Origin of the sequence: Bacillus proteolyticus (assembly GCF_001884065.1) — a bacterium.
In the GTDB taxonomy this organism is placed as follows: domain Bacteria; phylum Bacillota; class Bacilli; order Bacillales; family Bacillaceae_G; genus Bacillus_A; species Bacillus_A proteolyticus.
Genome location: NZ_MACH01000127.1, coordinates 1 through 18,245 on the forward strand (window position 1 = coordinate 1; position 18,245 = coordinate 18,245).

22 protein-coding genes and 1 riboswitch are annotated in these 18,245 nt (G+C 35.7%); of the genes, 5 read left to right on the forward strand and 17 right to left on the reverse strand.

Annotated features, from left to right (window positions below):
* From BAQ49_RS22020 to rnz, 4 genes are all read right to left on the reverse strand, one after another.
* A partial coding sequence (locus BAQ49_RS22020) for an L-serine ammonia-lyase, iron-sulfur-dependent, subunit alpha (RefSeq protein ID WP_208610859.1) occupies nt 1–475 on the reverse strand: 475 nt, incomplete at its 3' end.
* Nucleotides 476–493: 18 nt separating this feature from the next.
* A complete protein-coding gene (sdaAB, locus tag BAQ49_RS22025) occupies nt 494–1,153 on the reverse strand; it encodes an L-serine ammonia-lyase, iron-sulfur-dependent subunit beta (protein WP_002088527.1) in 660 nt (219 codons plus the stop codon).
* 40 nt (nt 1,154–1,193) lie between these two features.
* A complete protein-coding gene (locus BAQ49_RS22030) occupies nt 1,194–1,517 on the reverse strand; it encodes a hypothetical protein (RefSeq protein ID WP_071747049.1) in 324 nt (107 codons plus the stop codon).
* 378 nt (nt 1,518–1,895) lie between these two features.
* Nucleotides 1,896–2,819: a ribonuclease Z gene (gene rnz / locus BAQ49_RS22035; protein WP_071747050.1), complete on the reverse strand. Its 924-nt coding sequence runs from the start codon at nt 2,817–2,819 to the stop codon at nt 1,896–1,898.
* Nucleotides 2,820–3,008: 189 nt separating this feature from the next.
* On the opposite strand from rnz, the gene BAQ49_RS22040 reads away from it, so the two are divergent.
* The 3 genes from BAQ49_RS22040 to BAQ49_RS22050 all read left to right on the forward strand — a co-directional run bounded on the left by BAQ49_RS22040 (nt 3,009) and on the right by BAQ49_RS22050 (nt 7,533).
* A complete protein-coding gene (locus BAQ49_RS22040) occupies nt 3,009–3,260 on the forward strand; it encodes a DUF3932 family protein (protein WP_002145851.1) in 252 nt (83 codons plus the stop codon).
* A gap of 187 nt (nt 3,261–3,447) precedes the next feature.
* A riboswitch (M-box (ykoK) riboswitch) is annotated at nt 3,448–3,615 on the forward strand.
* 330 nt (nt 3,616–3,945) lie between these two features.
* Complete coding sequence (gene mgtA / locus BAQ49_RS22045) at nt 3,946–6,651, forward strand: magnesium-translocating P-type ATPase (RefSeq protein ID WP_071747051.1); 2,706 nt, start codon at nt 3,946–3,948, stop codon at nt 6,649–6,651.
* A 180-nt stretch (nt 6,652–6,831) separates the two neighbouring features.
* Nucleotides 6,832–7,533 carry an MgtC/SapB family protein gene (locus tag BAQ49_RS22050; RefSeq protein ID WP_071747052.1) on the forward strand — a complete coding sequence of 234 codons (702 nt, stop codon included), beginning with the start codon at nt 6,832–6,834 and terminating at the stop codon, nt 7,531–7,533.
* A 41-nt stretch (nt 7,534–7,574) separates the two neighbouring features.
* On the opposite strand, the gene BAQ49_RS22055 is transcribed toward BAQ49_RS22050, so the two are convergent.
* Complete coding sequence (locus BAQ49_RS22055) at nt 7,575–8,813, reverse strand: DNA polymerase IV (RefSeq protein ID WP_071747053.1); 1,239 nt, start codon at nt 8,811–8,813, stop codon at nt 7,575–7,577.
* A gap of 142 nt (nt 8,814–8,955) precedes the next feature.
* Between BAQ49_RS22055 and BAQ49_RS22060 the strand changes: the two genes are divergently transcribed.
* Complete coding sequence (locus tag BAQ49_RS22060) at nt 8,956–9,156, forward strand: hypothetical protein (protein ID WP_071747054.1); 201 nt, start codon at nt 8,956–8,958, stop codon at nt 9,154–9,156.
* A 45-nt stretch (nt 9,157–9,201) separates the two neighbouring features.
* Here the strand turns inward: BAQ49_RS22060 and BAQ49_RS22065 are convergent, their stop codons facing one another.
* Nucleotides 9,202–10,320 carry a tripeptidase T gene (locus BAQ49_RS22065; protein ID WP_071747055.1) on the reverse strand — a complete coding sequence of 373 codons (1,119 nt, stop codon included), beginning with the start codon at nt 10,318–10,320 and terminating at the stop codon, nt 9,202–9,204.
* Between the two features lie 127 nt (nt 10,321–10,447).
* Nucleotides 10,448–10,993, reverse strand: coding sequence for a GNAT family N-acetyltransferase (locus BAQ49_RS22070; RefSeq protein ID WP_071747056.1), 546 nt, complete (start codon nt 10,991–10,993; stop codon nt 10,448–10,450).
* A gap of 188 nt (nt 10,994–11,181) precedes the next feature.
* On the opposite strand from BAQ49_RS22070, the gene prli42 reads away from it, so the two are divergent.
* Entirely contained in the window at nt 11,182–11,274 is a 93-nt protein-coding gene (gene prli42, locus BAQ49_RS33100) for a stressosome-associated protein Prli42 (RefSeq protein WP_000549036.1), read from the forward strand.
* A 90-nt stretch (nt 11,275–11,364) separates the two neighbouring features.
* Here the strand turns inward: prli42 and BAQ49_RS22075 are convergent, their stop codons facing one another.
* The 10 genes from BAQ49_RS22075 to BAQ49_RS22120 all read right to left on the reverse strand — a co-directional run bounded on the left by BAQ49_RS22075 (nt 11,365) and on the right by BAQ49_RS22120 (nt 18,141).
* The gene (locus BAQ49_RS22075) at nt 11,365–11,604 is read right to left on the reverse strand and encodes a DUF3894 domain-containing protein (RefSeq protein WP_071747057.1); all 240 of its coding nucleotides are present in this window, start codon (nt 11,602–11,604) and stop codon (nt 11,365–11,367) included.
* A 130-nt stretch (nt 11,605–11,734) separates the two neighbouring features.
* Nucleotides 11,735–12,295, reverse strand: coding sequence for a L,D-transpeptidase (locus tag BAQ49_RS22080; RefSeq protein WP_071747058.1), 561 nt, complete (start codon nt 12,293–12,295; stop codon nt 11,735–11,737).
* A gap of 16 nt (nt 12,296–12,311) precedes the next feature.
* The gene (locus BAQ49_RS22085; RefSeq protein WP_071747059.1) at nt 12,312–13,280 is read right to left on the reverse strand and encodes an aromatic acid exporter family protein; all 969 of its coding nucleotides are present in this window, start codon (nt 13,278–13,280) and stop codon (nt 12,312–12,314) included.
* Nucleotides 13,281–13,380: 100 nt separating this feature from the next.
* Nucleotides 13,381–14,103, reverse strand: a complete 723-nt coding sequence (locus BAQ49_RS22090; protein WP_071747060.1) for an amino acid ABC transporter ATP-binding protein — start codon at nt 14,101–14,103, stop codon at nt 13,381–13,383.
* The gene (locus BAQ49_RS22095) at nt 14,096–14,755 is read right to left on the reverse strand and encodes an amino acid ABC transporter permease (protein WP_001046912.1); all 660 of its coding nucleotides are present in this window, start codon (nt 14,753–14,755) and stop codon (nt 14,096–14,098) included. The genes BAQ49_RS22090 and BAQ49_RS22095 overlap by 8 nt, the downstream gene beginning before the upstream one ends.
* 36 nt (nt 14,756–14,791) lie before the next feature.
* Complete coding sequence (locus BAQ49_RS22100) at nt 14,792–15,574, reverse strand: transporter substrate-binding domain-containing protein (RefSeq protein ID WP_071747061.1); 783 nt, start codon at nt 15,572–15,574, stop codon at nt 14,792–14,794.
* A 248-nt stretch (nt 15,575–15,822) separates the two neighbouring features.
* Nucleotides 15,823–16,236: a BrxA/BrxB family bacilliredoxin gene (locus BAQ49_RS22105; protein WP_002008492.1), complete on the reverse strand. Its 414-nt coding sequence runs from the start codon at nt 16,234–16,236 to the stop codon at nt 15,823–15,825.
* A gap of 142 nt (nt 16,237–16,378) precedes the next feature.
* Nucleotides 16,379–16,786 (reverse strand): YjdF family protein, encoded by a 408-nt coding sequence (locus tag BAQ49_RS22110; protein WP_071747062.1) that lies wholly within the window; start codon nt 16,784–16,786, stop codon nt 16,379–16,381.
* Nucleotides 16,787–16,908: 122 nt separating this feature from the next.
* Nucleotides 16,909–17,373, reverse strand: coding sequence for an NUDIX hydrolase (locus BAQ49_RS22115; protein WP_071747063.1), 465 nt, complete (start codon nt 17,371–17,373; stop codon nt 16,909–16,911).
* A gap of 69 nt (nt 17,374–17,442) precedes the next feature.
* Nucleotides 17,443–18,141: a DUF421 domain-containing protein gene (locus tag BAQ49_RS22120; protein ID WP_071747064.1), complete on the reverse strand. Its 699-nt coding sequence runs from the start codon at nt 18,139–18,141 to the stop codon at nt 17,443–17,445.
* Nucleotides 18,142–18,245 lie beyond the last annotated feature (104 nt).

Sequence of the window (18,245 nt, forward strand, 5' to 3'; positions counted from 1 at the left end):
TACAAGCATTATTCGCAACAACCATACCGAAAGCTCCTGCTGTAAATAAAAATTCAATCATTTCTTCGCGTGTCGGCTGTAATTTTTCTTGCAGTGCAAAAAGTACACCTGGCACTGTTCCAGCAGATCCTGCTGTTGGTGTTGCACAAATGATTCCCATCGCCGCATTTACTTCATTTGTTGCGACAGCTTTACTCACTGCGTCCAAAATCGTATCTCCAGATAAGCCTTTTCCACTCTGCATATACGCTTGGACTTTCACAGCATCCCCGCCAGTTAAACCAGTTGGTGATTTTACACCACGAATACCGCGTTCTACTGCTTGTTCCATCACGACTAAATTCTTTTCCATTCCAGCAATTACTTCTTCACGTGTGATACTTCTTGTTTCCATTTCACATTGAATCATAATTTCTGCGATTTTTACATTTTGCTCTTTAGCTTGCGCCACTAGTTCCGCTGCGTTCCGAAACATGGTGTGTCCCCCCTGCAATTAATCCATAATAGTTACTTGACAAATATTTTGTTGCCCATTTATTTCCGCGATTACTTCATCTGCTAATAATTCATCTGTTTCAATGACCATAAGCGCTCTTCTTCCTTTTTCTTTACGAGAAACACTCATTGTACTAATGTTAATCTCATGCTTAGCAAGAATTGAAGCTACAGCTGCGATAGCACCGAAGCGATCATTATTTACAATAAGTAGTGCTGGACTCGTGCCTGTTAATTGAAGATCGAATCCGTTTAATTCTACAACTTCAATTTTACCGCCACCAATTGAGCAAGCAACAACTTCAATTTCCTCTTCACCTTTATACAGACGAATTTTCGCTGTATTTGGATGCGGAGCATTTGCATCTTCTTCAATGAATTCCACTTCAATCCCGCGTTCTTTTGCAATATCTAACGCACTTGGAATACGTAAATCATCTGTTTCAAATCCTAGTATTCCACCGATTAGCGCTACATCCGTACCGTGACCACGGTATGTTTTTGCAAATGAACCATATAATGAAATGCTAACTCTCTCTGGCTCATGACGAAACAACTGACGAGCAACTTGCCCCATTCTTGCCGCGCCTGCTGTATGTGAACTTGATGGGCCGATCATAACTGGACCAATAATATCAAACACTGAGCGATACTTCATCATAACTCCCCCTAAACCTCTATGAAAAAATTATTTTCTACTATTCTATTAAGCTACCGAAACGGTTGCTTTTCCAGTCGTACCACAAATTTGTTCCGTTGTACGAATTGGATAGTTTTTGAATAACAATGAACCAATGTATCTTGAAATAATACCAGTTATAATAATAAATACGAAACTTAGCATTACCTTCATTTAAAAATAATATAAGATAATCCACAATAAAGTCTGGTAGCAATCCAAAGTTTAACACAGAACCCCTTACAAGCATAGCATAAACAAGTGAAACTCCCATTGCTTTCATACCTTTTGGTGCTTTAAAGCTAAAGAGTGAAAAAAGACTTAGTACAAATAATAGTAATATCCTTTTATAATCTCTATGTCGCTCTCTCTCTGCTTAGTCAACTTCACTTGTTACGACAAATGGCTAAAACGCATGTAGCCTACAATAAATTATAATCTGCCCTCATTATAGCTTGTTTTTAATAAAACGCTTACTTTTAATGAATTTTAAAAGTTCTGAATAAAAATCTTTTTTTGCTATTTGTACCACTCGTAAGTCGTCTGACTTATATAACAGTTTTTCTAGACAATCGGTATTATGTATTTTCATCCTATATCTTCACTTCTTTAAAACTTTCTGTGTCATCCAATATAAACATAAAATTATAACAGTTTTATTTTAAAATTTTTTTAGAAATAAAAAATGGCAACCTTTCGTCACCATTTTTTCACAACATTATTATCTTTCTACTGGAAATGATTTTAAATCCGTAGCTATTTCTGTATTAGAAAATAGCTCTCTTGCCTCTTTCAATAATTCCTTATATGTATCTCCTTGATAACGAGAACTAATATGAGTCAATATTAATCGTTTTGCATTTGCCTGAAGTGCAATACTCGCAGCTTGCTTAGATGTGGAATGAAAATAGTCATACGCTTGTTGTTCATCTTCTGCCGCAAAAGTTGCTTCATGAACAAGTACGTCTGCGCCTTGTGCCAGCTCTCTACTCGCTTCACAGTATCTTGTATCACCTAAAATGGTAATAATTCTTCCCTTTTGAGGTGGACCGATAAAATCTTTTCCATTTAGTATCGTACCATTTTCTAACTCAACTACTTCTCCATCTTTTAAACGTTTAAAGAGTGGACCGGGTTTCACACCCATCTCCAGCAATTTATCGACTAAAAGAGCACCTTGTATATCCTTCTCTACAATACGATATCCAAAACATTCAATACCATGTGACAATCTTTTCGTTTCCACATAAAATTCATTATCTTCAAACACAGTACCTTCTTCTGTTATCTCAACAATTTCAAGTGGATATTTTACATGTGTCGTACTTACTGATAATGCTACTTCAATAAATTGTTTAATTCCTTTTGGCCCGTATACTGTTAACGGTGTTGTTCCACCTTGAAACGAACGGCTTCCTAATAAACCTGGCAATCCAAAAATATGATCGCCATGTAAATGCGTAATAAATATTTTTTCAATGCGTCTTGGACGCACAGATGTATGTAAAATTTGATGCTGAGTCGCTTCACCACAGTCAAATAACCAAGTCTGTCCTCGTTCTTCTAACAATTGCAAAGCAATTGCCGAAACGTTCCTTCCTTTCGAAGGAACACCTGCACCAGTTCCTAAAAATACAAATTCCACTTTCTTTCCTCCAGCTCTTTATATAATCTATCTCTCATCTTACGGAATGTTATTTCAAATGGCAAATTGAATTTGCATAACCAATCATCTAGACAACTATATAACACGAACATTATAAATAAAAAACTTAACAATTGTTCGTGTTTTGTAGTAGAATAATACTATCACATTTCAAGGGAGCGTTTTATTATGAAAGAAGTATTTCGTTTACAAACTGATTTTTCATCTTCATTTGATCGCTGGGTAAGTTCTTTCGTTTCTGATCACCCAGCACAACTAGAGTGGACGACTTTAAAAGAATTAATTCATGAATATACAACATCTCATACAAATGAGACGTTACCAACATATATTTCTTCAGCTTTAACATATTACGCACAACGCGTTTCAACGACAAATAGTTCAGAAATTGTCATTTTTGAAAATGCTACAATTTCATAATCTATAATAAAAAGCACTGTAATCAGTGCTTTTTATTTATGTTCATTAAAGTATTTATTTTCCCACCTTATTTCAAAAAAACTCCTCTTATTTCCTACTATATAGCCATCATAAATCTATTTAATTTTTCAAAAAAAAGATATTGACACTACAAATTTACAGTGCTAACATTCAACATGTAATTGAATATGGTCTCTGTTAGGTGAGGCTCCTGTATAGAGAAACGCTGCTGCCCAAAAATGTCGAGAGACGCCAATGGGTCAACAGGAAAGGTCGGAATGAAGGCCTTTTTTAACGTAGCTGGTTTCAGTACCTATGCTATACAGTGCTAAAACTCAACGAGGGAGAGGTGCGTATGTTTTGTCATACACAAAAACTGTTTTTATCTATGTTTACTAACAGTCTTTGTTGTTGACTCTTTTTGACTACGAATTCAGACCTTTACTCGTTGTGAGTAAAGGTCTTTTTATGTCTTTATGCACCTTACTATGAAACAAACATAGCATATTCAGAAACTACTAATTGTACGGAGGTGAGGAACAGTGACAAGTGATGATTCGGCCCAGATACCCATATGTTTTACGTTAATTTTTCACCATGTAGGTAGGAAAGAAACTGTTCCTCCCAATTTTAAATAGTCGAGTAACAGATTGTTTCCTCCTTCATGAAAAAGGAGGAACTACCAATGTTAAATTTAAACAGACAAGAAACGAAGCATGCTTACAATCGAGATAGCATGCAAACAAATAACAAAGTATTAGTGGAAGTTGCAACACAAGATATAAACTCTGCATTAAAACTTCTAGAAACAACAGAAAATGGACTCTCGAAACAAGAAGCGTCTCGTAGACTTTCTTTATATGGTCCGAACGAAATTGCTCATAATAAATCATTGCCGTGGTACATTCAATTTCTGCTGGCATTTAAAAATCCATTTATTTTTGTTTTATTAGCTCTTGGAGCACTCTCTTTTTTCACAGATGACATACAAGGAACAATTGTCGTATCTGTAATGGTACTGCTAAGTTCAACGATTCGCTTTTCACAAGAATTCCGCTCTCAAAAAGCCGCAGATAAGTTAAAGGCTATGGTTCGAACAACCGCGAGCGTCTTTAGAATAGATGGATTTGTACACGAAACAAAAAACGTAACGAATTTAAATCGAAATTATACAATAGAAATTCCAATTGAAGAACTTGTACCTGGCGATATTATTTCACTTTCAGCCGGTGACATCGTTCCAGCTGATGTGCGTATTTTATCAGCTAAAGATTTATTTGTTAATCAGTCTTCATTAACCGGGGAAGCACTTCCTGTAGAAAAATACGAAAACTGCTACCATACAGAAAATAAGCATATGTTACCGAAAAATATGAAAAAAATTTTCAATCCACTCGATATGGAAAACCTTTGCTTTATGGGTACGAATATTGTAAGCGGTAGCGCAAAAGCTGTTGTCGTTTCAACAAGTACCGATACGTATTTCGGCTCTTTAGCGAATAAAGTAATTGGAAAGCGCACAGAAACAAGCTTTGATAAAGGTGTAAACAAAGTAAGCTGGCTCTTAATTACATTCATGCTTATTATGGCCCCCATTGTCCTTCTTATTAATGGATTCACAAAAGGTGATTGGCAAGAAGCTTTCTTCTTCGCTATCGCTATTGCAGTTGGTCTTACACCTGAAATGTTACCAATGATTGTAACTGCTAATTTAGCTAAAGGTGCTGTTAACATGTCTAAGCAAAAAGTTATTGTAAAACAGCTAAATTCTATTCAAAACTTAGGTGCGATGAACATTCTTTGTACAGATAAAACTGGAACTTTAACAGAAGATAAAGTTGTCCTAGTTCGTCATTTAGATCCTAACGGAAATGAATGTGATCGTGTATTACACTTTGCCTATTTAAATAGCTTCTATCAAACGGGATTGAAAAATTTAATAGATAAAGCTGTTATTGAGCATACAGAAGAAAAACAAAAGTTCGACCCTTCAACGTTTCAAAAACTAGATGAGATTCCATTTGATTTTGCTCGCCGTCGCATGTCCGTCATCGTCAAAGATATCTCAGGTGAACATACAATGGTTTGTAAAGGTGCCGTAGAAGAAATTTTATCAATTTGTAATTACACTGAATCGAATGAACAGATTGTTCAACTTACCGAGGAAATACGTTCAAATGTCAAACAACTAAGCGAGCAATTGAATGGCGAAGGTATGCGTGTGATTGCTGTAGCCTATAAAAAAGATAGAAAACTAAATGATAAAGAGTACGCGGTAAAAGATGAAACTAATATGATTCTCGCTGGATACATTGGCTTTTTAGATCCACCGAAACCATCTGCAGCTGCTGCTATTCAAGCATTACAGAAACATGGTGTACAAGTAAAAATTTTAACTGGTGATAATGAAATTGTTACAAAAAAAGTTTGTAAAGAAGTGGGATTAAATATAGGAGAGCCTATCCTTGGCTACGAGATCGATCCTTTACCAGATAAAGCATTAGCAAAACTAGCCGAAGAAACAACAGTGTTCGCAAAACTAAATCCAATGCAAAAATCTCGCATTATTCGTGTCCTACAAGGGAACGGTCATACAGTAGGTTATATGGGGGATGGTATTAATGATGCCGTAGCACTACGTGATGCTGACGTTGGAATATCTGTTGATACTGCAACCGATATCGCAAAAGAGTCTTCCGATATTATTCTGCTTGAAAAAAGTTTAACTATATTAGAAGCTGGTATTTTAGAAGGACGCACTACGTTCGGAAATATTTTAAAATATATTAAAATGACGGCTAGCTCAAACTTTGGAAATGTATTTAGTGTGTTAGTAGCGAGTGCTTTCATTCCCTTTTTACCGATGCTTGCCATTCACCTTTTAATTCAAAACTTGCTTTATGATATTTCACAGCTGTCTATTCCATGGGACAAAATGGATAAAGAGTTTTTAGAAAAACCGAGAAAATGGGATACTGCAAACTTACGGAACTTCATTATTTGCATCGGTCCAATTAGTTCCATATTTGATATTATCACATACGTAATCATGTGGAATGTCTTCGGTGCAAATACACCTAGCGAACAATCGCTATTCCAATCCGGTTGGTTTGTCGTTGGGTTACTAACTCAAACATTAATTGTCCACATGATTAGAACACAGAAAATTCCGTTCATCCAAAGTACTGCATCAATACCAGTTCTCTTATTAACCGCTTGTATTATGGCAATGGGAATTTATATTCCGTTCTCACCACTTGGTGCAGCAGTTGGTTTACAAGCATTACCACTAAGCTACTTCCCGTGGCTAATAGGAATATTATTAGGTTATGCTTTCTTAACACAATTTCTGAAAAGAGTTTATATTAAAAAGTTTCATAGCTGGTTATAAAGTGAAACTTTAATCAGTGGGGGTTTTGTTCATCCCCCACCTAACTTCTTTGCTTTCGCTGAATTTTGAGGTGGGGGTCTTACTGCCCGGCAAATAGCGGGATAAAAACGAGAATGAGTGAGTATTCCCCACTCATTCTTAAAAACATAATACGTACTTATATGTATGGAGGTGACCATGATGGTATGGTATGACATTGTATTAAGATTATTTATCGCAATTATTGTAGGTGCTTGCATCGGAATGGAAAGGCAATGGAGACACCGGATGGCTGGTTTGCGGACAAATGCTCTCGTATCACTTGGTGCCTGTATATTTGTTTTATTATCCGTCATGCTTGACCATGATGCTAGCCCCTCACGTATTGCTGCTCAAGTTGTTAGTGGGATTGGCTTTTTAGGAGGCGGTGTGATTATCCGTGACGGTTTTAGTATTAGAGGATTAAATACTGCGGCTACTTTATGGTGTGCTGCTGCTGTCGGTACTCTTACAGGCGCTGGTTTTCTCGTTGCAGCTATATTAGGTGCAGCCGGCGTTTTACTAGCAAATATACTACTTCGCCCGATCGCTCTCTTTATGAATAAAAAATCAAAAGAAGAATCACCTGAACAAACAAACTACTTCCTTTCTCTTACTTGTTCCGAAGAAAATGAGGCCCATATTCGTTTTTTACTCATGCACATGGTAAGTACAGAAGGTCTCGGTTTAAAAGAGTTATATAGTGAAGATGTAGATTCTAACCAAAAAGTCTGTATACAGGCTACATTACATTGCAAGACAAATGCGGCTATCTTAATTGAAAAAATAGTAAGTAGAATGTTATTAGAATCTGGCGTTACTGCTGCTGGGTGGAAGACTTCTTTAGATTTAGAAGCGAGTTAAATATGAAAGGTGCCATGATATTTACTGCTTCATGACACCTTCTACATAAACTTATTTTCTAACTTTTGTTGAAACGACTTCTCTTGCTTACGTAGTAGTTGACTACCTCTCTGTAAAAGCGATGTTCCATACTTATCATTAATTTGATCAATGACAGCAAGTAGCGGTTCTTTTTTCGCATCCTCTTCAAATGAAAACAAATCTAATTGTTTCACCGATTCTGTCTTCCACTCTATTTCAGTAGCTGTAACACCTAGTAAACGAACGGAATCACCGTCCCAATGTTGCTTCCATAAACGGGATGCTGCTTGAAAAATATCGCATTCTTCCCAAATCGCATTTTTCAATTGCTTACTCCGTGTTACTGTTCGCCTATCATGGTATTTAATCATAATTTGTATATTATAGCTGACAAGGGTTCGCTTTTGTAACCTTTTACTCACTGACTTTGATAAACGTTCTAACATATCAAGTAATTCTTTCTCTTCATCCATATCCTTTGAAAAGGTCATCGAATTACCGACACTTTTATGCTGTCCCATTTGACTCGGATCAACTTCCCTATCATCCATACCTTTTGCACGTCTTTGTAAATCAACAACGTGCTTTCCAATTTTAGCGCGAATGATATGCTCGTCTCCCTTTGCCAATTGTTCAATTGTCTGTATATGAATATCATTTAATTTTTCAGCTGTTTTCTCTCCGATTCCATGCATCTCTGCAACTGATCGTGGCCAAATAATTTCTGGAATATCACGTTTTCGAAGCACAGTAATACCAAGTGGTTTTTTCATATCTGAAGCGGTCTTTGCTAGAAAAAGATTTGGAGCAATTCCAATACTACACGGAAGCTGTAACTCTGTTAATAACGCTTGTTGAATCATCTTTGCTATTTCAAGAGGCGAACCGAGTGCATAGCAATCTGTAATATCTAAATACCCTTCATCTATCGAAACTGGTTGTATTTTTTCTGTAAAACGGGAAAGTATTTGAAACATTTGAAATGAAGCTTCGCGATATAGTGTAAAATTAGGACGCCTCACAACTAATTGCGGGCATAATCGCTTTGCTTCCCAAAGGGGCATCGTCGTACGTATTCCATATGCTCTCGCTTCATAACTACATGTTATGATAATCCCTTTTCTCTCTTTTTCATTCCCCGCAATCGCTAATGGCTTTCCTTGTAATGATGGGTCATGAGCAATTTCGACAGATGCGAAAAAACAATTCATATCTACATGTAAAATAACACGACCATTTTTCGGATACATTTCTCGCATAATACTCATCTCCTCCAAAGAACATCCGTTCCTTTATTATATCAAATTCATGTACAATATAATAATTACTTATTCTTTTTATCCTTATTTTTGCTATACTTAATACGAAGGATGGATATTATTGTAAAAGGAGTGACTTATTATGAAACCAAATAATAAGCTCAACTATACATTCGTTATTATTATTTTAATTATCTTAATCAATTATTTGCTACTTCCGATGTTCAATATTAATGTGGCTGGACTCCTTCCTCGTTTACTTAGCATCGCAACAACTTATGTACTCCCATGGATTTTCTTATACTGGCTTATCCGTCTTGTGAAAGCAATTGAATCAAAATAAAAAAGCGTGTAAATCACAATTGATTTACACGCTTTTTCTAGTTAATTACTTCGCTACTTCTTCAATAATAGCTACAACTAACTCTGCTGTTTTCGCTAATTCTTCAACAGGAATTTTTTCATTTGTTGTATGAATTTCTTCATAACCAACTGCTAAGTTAACTGTTGGGATACCGTGTCCTGCGATTACGTTCGCATCACTTCCGCCACCACTTTGGTGAAGAGAAGGTGTACGGCCAATGTTTTCAGCAGCGCGTTTCGCAACTTCTACAACGTGATCTCCATCAGCAAACTTAAAACCTGGGTACATAACATTTACTTCAACGTCTGCATGGCCACCCATTTCTTTTGCAGTTGTTTCAAATGCTTCTTTCATTTTTGCAACTTGCGCTTCCATTTTCCCATTGATTAAAGAACGAGCTTCCGCAAAAATTTGAACATGATCGCAAACGATATTTGTTTGTGTACCACCCTCAAAACGCCCAATATTTGCAGTTGTTTCAGAATCGATACGACCAAGTGGCATCTTTGCAATTGCTTTTGCTGCGATAGTAATTGCAGATACACCCTTTTCTGGTGCTACGCCAGCGTGCGCTGTTTTCCCACGAATAATCGCATTCACTTTCGCTTGTGTTGGCGCTGCAACTACGATTTCACCAACTTTTCCATCGCTATCTAATGCATAACCATATTTTGCTGTAATGCGCTCGCGATCCAACGCTTTTGCACCAACAAGACCAGATTCTTCTCCAACTGTAATAATAAACTCAATTTTACCATGAGGGATGTTTTTCTCTTTTAAAACACGAATTGCTTCAAACATAGATGCTAAACCAGCTTTATCATCCGCTCCTAAAATAGTAGTCCCATCTGATACGATATATCCATCTTTAATAGAAGGCTTAATTCCATTACCAGGAACTACTGTATCCATATGAGAAGTGAAATAAATTGTATCAACACCGTCTTTTGTTGCTGGTAAAGTACAAATTAAGTTACCTGCACCATGACCAGTCACGCCCATCGTGTCATCCTCAAATACTTCTACACCTAAAGCAGTAAATTTCTCTGTTAACACTTTGCAAATTTCTGCTTCAAATTTTGTTTCAGAATCTACTTGTACTAACTCCATGAATTCATTTACTAAACGTTCTTGATTAATCATAAGACTGCGCCTCCTGCACTACCATTATGTATGTAACAATATTAATTATAACAGAATTTCGCAAAAGTTTCGAAATACAAGACAAAAAACAGATGGTTCACACATCTAGATACCCATCTGCTTTCTATTACTCGTTTAACAACACCCAGCGCATATGATCTTCCCAAACACCATTAACCATTAGCATTTTTCGAGATACACCTTCATATTGAAATCCTATTTTCGTCACTACTTGTATAGATGCTAAATTACGCGGCATGATCGGTGCTTCTATACGATGTAAATGAAATTCTTTAAAGGTAACTTGAATTGCTTTTCTAAGCGCTTCTGTTGTATAACCTTTATTCAATTCTTCCTTATCTAATTTATAGCCAAGTACACAAGATTGATAAATTCCGCGAACAATTAGATTAAATGAAATACATCCAATAATTTTTGTATCATCACCCTTTTTAAAAATCCACAGTCTGATGATTTTACCTTCCGCGAACTCTTTTCTATCCTTTTGTAACTTTTTCTTTTGATAATCTAACGTGAAAAAATCCTCTGGTCTATATTCTTCCCACGCTTTTAAAAACTCACGATTTTTGTCGTAATATTGAAGAACTTTTTCCGCATACGACTCATCAATTTCTCTTAAATGTAAACGCTCTGTTTCGTATATTTTCATCATCGTATCTCCATTCTTCATGCTTGCATAACAAAAACTAATAATCTACCTTTTAACATATTCTCTACGTATGCTCAAATTTCCTGTAATATTTTGCACCCCCTTCCCGAATTTTGTCCTTTCTCTCCCCTTGTCCATAATTTCATTTCTCGTTACAATGAAATTGTACTGATTTGCAAGGAGGTTTAACTATGCATAAAAAAGCTCAAAAAATTATGGTTTATATAATGCTAATTTCTATGCTTGTAACAACATTACTTACTGGCGCAAGTATGTTTTGGTAAAAAGGACGATTCACTCGTCCTTTTTTTACTGCTTACACATACAAAACAGACCATCTCGAAATCGAGATAGTCTATTTTGTATTGAACATTTTATTTTATATATAGTACAACTGCTACAATGCTAAAGGAAAAAGCCATTACAAGCGCTATTACAAAGCTTGTATATTGTTTCTGCTGAAATGCCCCAATAACAAAAGTAAGATTGAGTAATGCCATAAATACAATCGCTACAACGTAAGAACATATATTAAAAGTTGCCAATATGAATGTAATAACAAATAGAAAACCCACAAAAAACTGCATATAAGAAATTTTCGGATTCAAGTACATATAAGCAACCCCTTTATCTATTTTTACCCCGATTTGTGTGGGCTAATAATCAGCGGGGAATAACCTCCCACTGATTAAAGTTTCACTTTATCTTTCTATATTTTCATTAACGCATGGTTATGTACACATGTCAAGACAACTTATAATAAAAGAAAAAGCCAACTTTTGTGTCGACTTTTTCATATGCAATGGCACCTTTTTCTTTTGCCAATTGCTGAAATGATTTTTTCGATTTCACAATCCATACTTTCGTTCCAATCGGAATACGATCAAATAAATATTCCACATCGTTTTTCTTCATTCTTATACATCCTTGTGAAATATACTTTCCAATTGAACTAGGTTGGTTTGTTCCATGTATTCCATATTTACTCCCATCAGTTCCTCTTGCATTAAATCCAATCCACCTTGATCCAAGTGGATTTTTTGGTGATCCACCTGGAATATCCTTTGCAATATAGTACGGATCCTTCGCCTTCATTACAATATCAAAAGTTCCTTCTGGGGTTAATTCATTCGTTTTTCCTGTCGCTACTGGAAAAACCTTTTGGATTTTCCCATCGTCAATATAAGCTAACTTATTCGTCGCTTTATTTACAATAATAAAAGGATCTCCGGTACGCGGATTATCACCAAGAGGCCAGATCGGTGATAAAGAAAGACATAATATGAAAGAGAGAAGATACGGCATATGTAATTCCTACCTTCTATATAAGTTCTTTTATATTATCCTTTCCCTTAAAGCGACTTTTAATGAGTAAATATTGCTCCATTTCATACACAAGTTGAACAAGTTTCGCACGTATCTCAAATTCTTCACGTGTAACTGGCAATGGCATGTCTCTAAATAATTCTCGCATTTCTTGAAGCTGTCTTAAGGAAATAACCCCGGTACTCTCCGGGCTAATGGCATTTCCAATGTTTTCAACCACATCCGCAATCATGTCAGCTTGTTCATATGTCCATGATAAAGAAGCTGCTAATGGTATCATCCGCTCTAAAATTTCGAACTGTTGCATGCGCATATTAAAATAACGATAGTAATAGCCATCTTCTCGCATAAATGCATTCTCAAGTTTCTTAAACGATAAATCCCTTGCTTCATTTAGCATATTTTCAGTTTCAATAAGTTCTGCCCCGCTCCAACTACTTTCTCTGTTTCGTAAATACACGACCATTTCAAACAAAATTGTTTTAAAATTACTTTCTATTTTATCCTGATACTCTTTTAGCTTATTTTCACTACTTGGCATATACATATTCACTAATAAAGCCACGCTAATCCCTATCGTTAATATCGCAATTTCATTTCCAACAATAAGCCATGTAATTTGTTTCAATGAATATAAATGCATCACAATAACTGAACTCGTGACAATACCTTCTTGAATTTTAAGCATAACTGCAGTCGGAATAAATGTAAGTAATAACATGCTAATTGCAAGTGGTGTATATCCAATTGTTTCAAAAATACAAAACGCGAATACCATTGATAATACACAAGCTAAAAAACGATGTAACGACACTTGAAGTGATTTACGTTTCGTATTTTGTACACATAATATAACTAAAATACCCGCTGAACTATAAAATTCTAATCCTAATAACTGAGCAATAAAAACTGCGGCGCCTGTCCCTATTGCTGTTTTTACTGTACGGTATCCAATTCTGAACATAGCATTGCTCCTATATGTATAAACGTATTTACAGTTAGTATAAAAAAAGGATGACACAATGTCATCCTTTTCTACTTATTATTCACGTAACCTTGACATATTACAATATTTTTTGTAAAAATTGTTGCGCACGCTCACTTTTCGGTGCTGCAAAAAATTCTGATGGTGCACTATCTTCTACAAGCTTTCCACCATCTAAAAAGAGAACGCGGTCTGCTACTTCTTTTGCAAATCCCATTTCATGTGTAACGATTGCCATTGTCATTCCTGTCGTAACTAATGATTTCATAACTTCTAACACTTCTTTCACCATTTCTGGATCTAGCGCAGAGGTCGGTTCATCAAATAACATAACTTCCGGTTCCATCGCTAGTGCCCTCGCAATTGCTACACGTTGCTTTTGTCCTCCTGAAAGACGATTGGGATATGCATCTTTCTTATCTAATAACCCTACTTTTTCTAAAAGTTTCTCAGCTTTTTTTTCAGCCTCTTGCTTCGTCACTCCTTTTACATTGATAGGGGCATAAGTAATATTTTCTAATACAGTCATATGAGGGAATAGGTGAAAATGTTGAAATACCATTCCGACATTTTCACGAACGTGCATAATATTCGTTTTCGGATTCGTTACTTCTTCCGTTCCAATCCAAATGTGACCATCTGTCGGCGCTTCTAATACATTCATACAGCGTAAAAATGTTGATTTTCCAGATCCAGACGGTCCGATAATTGCAACAACTTCTCCTTTTTCAATCGTTGTTGTAATTCCTTTTAATACTTCATTTTTTCCAAATGATTTATGAAGGTTGTCAATTTTAATCACTTTTCTTCATTCTCCCTTCAATTGCCTTCCCGACTAATGTAAGAATAATTACTAATATATAATAAATAAGTCCAACAAACAGTAATGGTTCAAGATATTTAAATGTTTCACCGCCTACAATATAAGCACGGCGCATTAAATCTGTTGCTCCAATTACAGTTACTACAGCCGATTCTTTCGTAAGAGTTGCAAACTCATTTACAAGTGCTGGTAATATATTTTTTAAAGCTTGAGGAAAAATAATATTTCTCATCATTTTCCCGTAAGGAATCCCTAAAGCCATCGCTGCTTCTGTTTGTCCTTTATCGACCGCTTGAATGCCGGCACGAATTACTTCTGACATATATGCACCTGAATTTAAGCTAAATGCAAGTACAGCTGCTAAAAAGGCTGGTATCTCATATCCAATCATTTGCGGAACACCGAAATAAATAATCATTAATTGCAATACAAGTGGTGTACCACGAAATATTGAAGTATATATATCTGCTGCAATATTTAATGCTCGTATTCTAGCAATTTTGCAAAGTGCTAATAACGTCCCTAAAATAAATCCCGCTAAAGCTGATGCAGCTACAATTTTCAATGTAACTTCTAAGCCCTTTAATATATATGGTATTGAAGGCGTAATTGCCGAAAAATCTAGATTCATCCTTTTCATTCCCCTCACAGAAAGGTGAAAGGCAGCTTATTTTCCGCTGCCAAACCATTTCTTCACTAATTTATCCATTTCTCCATTTTCTTGCATTTTCTTAATTACTTTATTAAATTCTTCTGTTTTATCACTGTTTTTCGGAAGGGCAATTGCTGCACCTACTTCTTCTGGTGCTTCTTGAATTTCAACCCCTTGTAATTCTTTCATTTTTTCTAAATAATTTTTTGCAACTGTGTCTTCTATAATTGCAGCGTCAAAACGACCAGCTTTAATTTCTTGTACGATTTCTGGTATACGGTCACGTCCCTCAGCTTTGAAATCGACTTGTTTTTGAAATTCTTTTGCCTTTTCTTCTTGAATTGATCCTGTTTGTACCCCTACTGTTTTACCTTTTAAATCTTCTAATGATTTAATATTAGAGCCCTTTTTTGAAACAATCATATTTTTAGCAACAAAATAAATATCTGTGAAATCAGCATTGTTTTTACGCTCTGCAGTTGGTGTCATACCTGCCATAACGAAATCAACTTTTCCTGAGCTAAGAGATGCTAATAAACCGCCAAAATCCATGTCTTTCACTTTCACTTCATATCCAAGTTCTTTTCCGATATATTTGGCAATATCAACATCAAAACCGATAATTTCATCACTTTTTGAAGCTTCCACGTATTCATACGGTTTATAGTCTGCTGAAGTCCCCATAACGAGTACTTTTTTATTTTTGCTATCCGCCGCCTTTTCTTCCCCATTACTACAAGCACTGAACATACTTACAATTAAAATAAGTGCAAATGATATTGATAATAACTTCTTCATCTTTCTTCCCCCTAATAATGTATATTTAAAAGTTTAATAGAATATTTATTCGATGTTTGTATTGTATCAGCACTTTTATTTTTATGCAAGATTTAAAATAAAAATAAACACAAAAACATTATTAAGCTCGTTTCCAATGCATAAAAACATGTATAAAATAACAATCCTATGCATGTCTAATCATTATAAAAAATAAATAAAAAAGCGGTACGTCCACTTATTCGTGAACGTACCGCTTTTTCTCTTCCTTATAGTTCTTCGCAATTTTCTTCGAAGTAAGATTGTAGTTTTGCAATTACTTGCATTGGTTCATGACCTTCAATTTCATGACGTTCTACCATCGTTACAATTTTTCCATCTTTTAATAAAGCGAATGATGGAGAAGAAGGTGGATATCCTTCGAAATATTCACGAGCTGTTGCTGTTGCTTCTTTATCTTGACCCGCAAATACCGTTACAAGGTGGTTAGGTCGTTTATCATAATGTACGGAATGTGCAGCAGCAGGGCGAGCAATGCCACCTGCACAGCCACATACAGAGTTTACCATTACAAGTGTTGTACCATTTCTTTTAAATGCTTCTTCAACTGCTTCTGGTGTCGTTAATTCTGTATATCCAGCAGAAACGATCTCCTCACGCGCTTGACGAACAACATCATTCATAAAAAAGTTAAAGTTAATCAATCTTTTCCCTCCTCTAATTCTACCTATTTGTATCTTACCAGTTAATGTTTAGAGAATACAAGTAAGTTTACCTGTATTTCAGCATAGAAAAGGTGTTAGAGCCCTGCTCTAACACCTTTTCTTAATGACCACGATGTTTTTGCTTTGCCTTTTGTACTTTTATTAAACGCCTTCTTTGCTTTTCGGCTTCTCGTTTCTCTTTAGATTGCACTTTCTTTTCTTGTTTATGCAGTTCATAAGATAAGCTAATTGCCTCCTGCGCCTTTGTAAAACGTTTTACATTTACTTCTTTTGCTGCTTGTCGTATGATACGCTTTATATTTTTTGGACGCTGTTTTTCTTTAACTTCCACACCACATCTTGCAAAGTGCTGAAAATATGCTAACAGTGGACCATTTACAAATATAAGCACTTCTTCGTCTGACGGTTCCGTTCCAAAAATATACCTCGCACCATACAATTTCCCTTTTTCTTTACATGTAATAATTCCTACAAAAAATTGACCATCATGATATACTGTCAACTCCATCGACAGCCCCTCCTAAAAAAACATTAGAAATACTGGACATCCCGGAGGGGAAGGTTACTGACATGAAATCATGCGTCTGGACTACCAACCAGAGCTGTGTTTTTGTATTTCTTTCATTATTATTATATCTTTTTTTCCATAATTTTCATATATTCAGCAATCATTTTTTTATGCGATCCTACAATATAGTCCGGTAGTTCTGTTACTGGAAAGAATTTAAGCTGAACCGCTTCTTCTTTATTCATAACAAAGTTCCCTTCATATTCATCGGTATAATAAGCCGTCGTTACAGATTGAAATTCATCACCGTTTGCTAATTTTGTAAAATAGTTCGCTCCAGAAAATACATTGATTAATCGAAGGTTCTTTACTTCTATTCCTGTCTCTTCGTATACTTCACGGTAAGCTGTTTCCTCTGGTGATTCACCAAGCTCCATTAACCCACCAGGCAGCCCCCATTTTCCGTAAGGCTCTGTTCTTTGCTGTAATAATACATATCCGCTTTCATTTATAACGAGTACAACAGCACCAACTAAAATTAAAGGGCGATGACCAACTATTTTTCGTAATTCTTCTACATATCCCATCGTATCCCCCCCTTTTCGTTGTCCACACTATTGTATCATATGTATGAAACGACAAAATGCTTATATTTTTCATTTTTTTAACAAAATATTTATTTTATGTGTCTCATCTACTGTAGCTAACATAATGGATTCGACTTCTGCACTCTTCTCTAGAAATTCTCTCGCCCACTCTTCTGTTTTTCCTAATAAAGCAAGAACATCTTGCTGAACCCTCCCATCCTTTACTAATACAAAAGAAACTGGAGCTTTTTTCCCCGCCACTTTAAGATCAAGCCGCGAAGCTGCTTCATATTCTGGATACTGAAATATAGAAACCACACCGCTCGCTTCCCACAATGCTAATTTAATCGTTTGAATATCGCTCACATTTCGCATGCGAAGTTCCGAAAATAAATATTCCACCGTAATTCTCGCTTTTTTCAAGTTGCTAAAATCAATGGAACCATTGTGTATAAGAATAATAGGTGCAGGCTCTAAAAAACGTCTCCACCTATCCCATTTCAACATTAAAACAGAGCTTACAATATGTAATACAACGAGTATGAACGTTGTAATCATTGAACCGAGTAATCCAACCTTTTCATCAGATAATGCGTTAGAAATATTCCCACCCAGCAATAACACTAATACAACATCTAAAAAACGAAGTTGTGCAATGGACCTTTGCCCCATCGCTTTCGCAACAAGAATTAAAAATATATAAGCTATAATCGCTCGGATAACCCATTCGCCATTAGAAAGATGCCGTGCTCCTTCAAAAATATGCATAACTTTGCACTCCTTAAACGTCACAAACTACAATTCTGTCTTAGTTTGCAACGTTTAAGGGCATATATGTAAAAAAGCTGATTCGTTTTTAAACGAACCAGCTT

What these genes read in the sequence shown, in the direction of transcription:
- BAQ49_RS22075 (WP_071747057.1), bottom strand. Translation starts at nt 11,604, where the DNA reads ATGTACTTGAATCCGAAAATTTCTTATATGCAGTTTTTTGTGGGTTTT.
- BAQ49_RS22120 (WP_071747064.1), bottom strand. Translation starts at nt 18,141, where the DNA reads ATGCATATTTTTGAAGGAGCACGGCATCTTTCTAATGGCGAATGGGTT.
- BAQ49_RS22085 (WP_071747059.1), bottom strand. Translation starts at nt 13,280, where the DNA reads ATGTTCAGAATTGGATACCGTACAGTAAAAACAGCAATAGGGACAGGC.
- BAQ49_RS22110 (WP_071747062.1), bottom strand. Translation starts at nt 16,786, where the DNA reads ATGGAGTTGACAGTATATCATGATGGTCAATTTTTTGTAGGAATTATT.
- prli42 (WP_000549036.1), top strand. Translation starts at nt 11,182, where the DNA reads ATGCATAAAAAAGCTCAAAAAATTATGGTTTATATAATGCTAATTTCT.
- BAQ49_RS22055 (WP_071747053.1), bottom strand. Translation starts at nt 8,813, where the DNA reads ATGCGAGAAATGTATCCGAAAAATGGTCGTGTTATTTTACATGTAGAT.
- BAQ49_RS22070 (WP_071747056.1), bottom strand. Translation starts at nt 10,993, where the DNA reads ATGATGAAAATATACGAAACAGAGCGTTTACATTTAAGAGAAATTGAT.
- mgtA (WP_071747051.1), top strand. Translation starts at nt 3,946, where the DNA reads ATGTTAAATTTAAACAGACAAGAAACGAAGCATGCTTACAATCGAGAT.
- BAQ49_RS22040 (WP_002145851.1), top strand. Translation starts at nt 3,009, where the DNA reads ATGAAAGAAGTATTTCGTTTACAAACTGATTTTTCATCTTCATTTGAT.
- BAQ49_RS22105 (WP_002008492.1), bottom strand. Translation starts at nt 16,236, where the DNA reads ATGAATGATGTTGTTCGTCAAGCGCGTGAGGAGATCGTTTCTGCTGGA.
- BAQ49_RS22065 (WP_071747055.1), bottom strand. Translation starts at nt 10,320, where the DNA reads ATGATTAATCAAGAACGTTTAGTAAATGAATTCATGGAGTTAGTACAA.
- BAQ49_RS22115 (WP_071747063.1), bottom strand. Translation starts at nt 17,373, where the DNA reads ATGGGATATGTAGAAGAATTACGAAAAATAGTTGGTCATCGCCCTTTA.
- BAQ49_RS22100 (WP_071747061.1), bottom strand. Translation starts at nt 15,574, where the DNA reads ATGAAGAAGTTATTATCAATATCATTTGCACTTATTTTAATTGTAAGT.
- BAQ49_RS22080 (WP_071747058.1), bottom strand. Translation starts at nt 12,295, where the DNA reads ATGCCGTATCTTCTCTCTTTCATATTATGTCTTTCTTTATCACCGATC.
- sdaAB (WP_002088527.1), bottom strand. Translation starts at nt 1,153, where the DNA reads ATGAAGTATCGCTCAGTGTTTGATATTATTGGTCCAGTTATGATCGGC.
- BAQ49_RS22060 (WP_071747054.1), top strand. Translation starts at nt 8,956, where the DNA reads ATGAAACCAAATAATAAGCTCAACTATACATTCGTTATTATTATTTTA.
- BAQ49_RS22050 (WP_071747052.1), top strand. Translation starts at nt 6,832, where the DNA reads ATGGTATGGTATGACATTGTATTAAGATTATTTATCGCAATTATTGTA.
- BAQ49_RS22095 (WP_001046912.1), bottom strand. Translation starts at nt 14,755, where the DNA reads ATGAATCTAGATTTTTCGGCAATTACGCCTTCAATACCATATATATTA.